A 2,164-nucleotide genomic window follows, 5' to 3' on the forward strand; every position below is an offset into this window, starting at 1 on the left:
GATGTCCATCGTGTAGTCCGGGAACCCCTCGAACACGTTCTCGACGAACCGATGGAGGCCTGCTCTGTCGACGTCTTGGCCACCGAGTTCGAACCAATGGCCTGTGTAGTCCGGGCTAAACAGTTCGTCTATCGCATCGAGGTTGTGGTCGTTCCATACGTCTTTGACGAATTGCCGTGCGAGTGCTTCGTTCTCTTGTGCAGTCATCTTCGACATCTCCACGTGAGGAGACACGACCTGACAATATCGTAACCCGTGGGTTACGGTTAGTTAACCAGCACTTTATCGGGAGACGGCAGTGTGACAGACAATGCCACCCACACATCTTCCGCCGAGAAGTAACAGATAATCTATAGTTAGAACTGACCCGTTCAGCGAGGGTACGCGGGGCGGACGCTGGCGCGTCGCCCCCATCTTCGGAGTACGAACGACTCTCGCTATCTTCCCACCGCTTCCGCAACGACTTTTCGCGCCGACACCGAACGCCGCGTATGAACATCGAGGTCCGCGAACTGGCCGGTCTCGGCCCGGACGCCCGCCGCGCCTTCTTCGAGCGTGACGCCGGCGTCGCCGAGGTCCGGTCCGACGTCCGCGACATCGTCGAACGCGCCCGAACCGAGGGGGACGTTGCCCTCCGCGAGTTCTCCCGCGAGTTCGACGGCGTCGAAGTCGGTAACATCGACGTGAGCGACGCGGCGGAACGCGCGTACGACGAAATCGACGACGACGTGCGCGAGGCAATCGAGACGGCGGCGGCGAATATCCGCGAGTTCCACGAGCGACAGGTTCCCGAAGACTGGCGCGAGGAGTTCGACGACGGCAGAGAACTCGGCCGTCGCTACCGACCCCTCGAACGCGTCGGCGTCTACGTACCCGGCGGCACTGCGGCGTACCCATCGAGCGTCCTCATGGGCGTCATCCCCGCGAAGGTGGCCGGCGTCGAACACGTCGCCGTCGCCACCCCGCCGGCCGACCCAATGAACCCCGTCACGCTCGCTGCGATGCACGTCGCTGGCGCGGACGCGGTGTACTCGGTTGGCGGGGCCCAGGGCATCGCCGCCCTCGCCTACGGCACCGAGACGGTCAAAGCCGTCCAGAAGGTGGTCGGTCCGGGTAACAAGTGGGTGACCGCTGCGAAGGCCGAAGTCCGCGGAGACGTAGATATCGACTTCCTCGCCGGCCCGTCGGAAGTCCTCGTCGTCGCCGACGAGACGGCGGACCCGCAGTTCGTCGCGGCGGACCTCGTCGCGCAGGCCGAACACGACCCGAACGCCTCCGTCGTCGCCGTCACCGACGACGCCGACGTTGCGGATGCTATCGTCGCCGAAGTCGAGCGACAGGCCGCCGAACGCGAGCGCACAGAGACCATCGAAGCGGCACTGGAGAACGACGCGTCGGACGTCCTCCTCGCCCGGTCGATGTCTGAAGCGGTCCTCTTCGCCGAGGAGTACGCCGCAGAGCACCTGTCGATTCAGGCCGACGACGACGAAGCGCTCTTAGACCGCATCGACTCGGCAGGGAGCGTCTTCCTCGGCCCGTACACGCCCGTCGCCGCCGGCGACTACGCCTCCGGGACGAACCACGTCCTGCCGACCGGTGCCGGCGCGAAGCGACAGGGTGGCCTCTCAGTCGACCACTTCGTTCGCTCGACGACGGTCCAACGACTCGACCACGACGCGCTCTCTGCTCTCTCGGAGACTATCACGACGCTCGCCGACGCGGAGGGACTCGACGCTCACGCCCAGAGCGTCCGTGAGCGATTCGACCAGTAGCGAGACGCTTCTCTGGGTAGGCGAGTCGTAACGAGGTGGTCGCTGGGTATCCCCGGCGCCACAGTTATCCGTTCCCACAGTATAACGGGTAGTATGAGCACGGAATCCGCGACTGGAAGCGGCGACGCGGCTGTCACGGTCACGCCCGCCGCCGCGGACGAGGCCATCTCACTCCTCGAAGGAGAGTCGATGGACACCGACGTTGCCGGTCTCCGTCTATTCGTCCAGCAGGGCGGATGTGCCGGCCTCTCGTACGGAATGCGGTTCGACAACGAACCCGAAGACGACGACACAGTCGTCGAACAACACGGTCTGCGCGTCTTCGTCGACCCGGCGAGTATCAACTACATCGGCGGGTCGACGCTCGCCTACGAGGGCGGACTGCAAGGCGC

The 2,164-nt window shown here is 64.8% G+C and carries 3 protein-coding genes; 2 read left to right on the top strand and 1 reads right to left on the bottom strand.

The features are described from left to right. A partial coding sequence (locus tag AUR66_RS08620) for a nuclear transport factor 2 family protein (RefSeq protein WP_197409712.1) occupies positions 1-207 on the bottom strand: 207 nt, incomplete at its 3' end. Between the two features lie 284 nt (positions 208-491). Between AUR66_RS08620 and hisD the strand changes: the two genes are divergently transcribed. Further along, positions 492-1,772, top strand: a complete 1,281-nt coding sequence (gene hisD, locus AUR66_RS08625) for a histidinol dehydrogenase (RefSeq protein WP_058572046.1) — start codon at positions 492-494, stop codon at positions 1,770-1,772. Between the two features lie 93 nt (positions 1,773-1,865). After that, the coding region (locus tag AUR66_RS08630; RefSeq protein WP_058572047.1) for a HesB/IscA family protein at positions 1,866-2,164 on the top strand (299 nt) is incomplete at its 3' end.

The sequence above is a fragment of the Haloferax profundi genome (assembly GCF_001469865.1).
Lineage (GTDB): Archaea > Halobacteriota > Halobacteria > Halobacteriales > Haloferacaceae > Haloferax > Haloferax profundi.

Bases quoted from the DNA above. Each gene is read 5' to 3' on its own strand.
- hisD (WP_058572046.1), top strand. From the start codon at position 492: ATGAACATCGAGGTCCGCGAACTGGCCGGTCTCGGCCCGGACGCCCGC.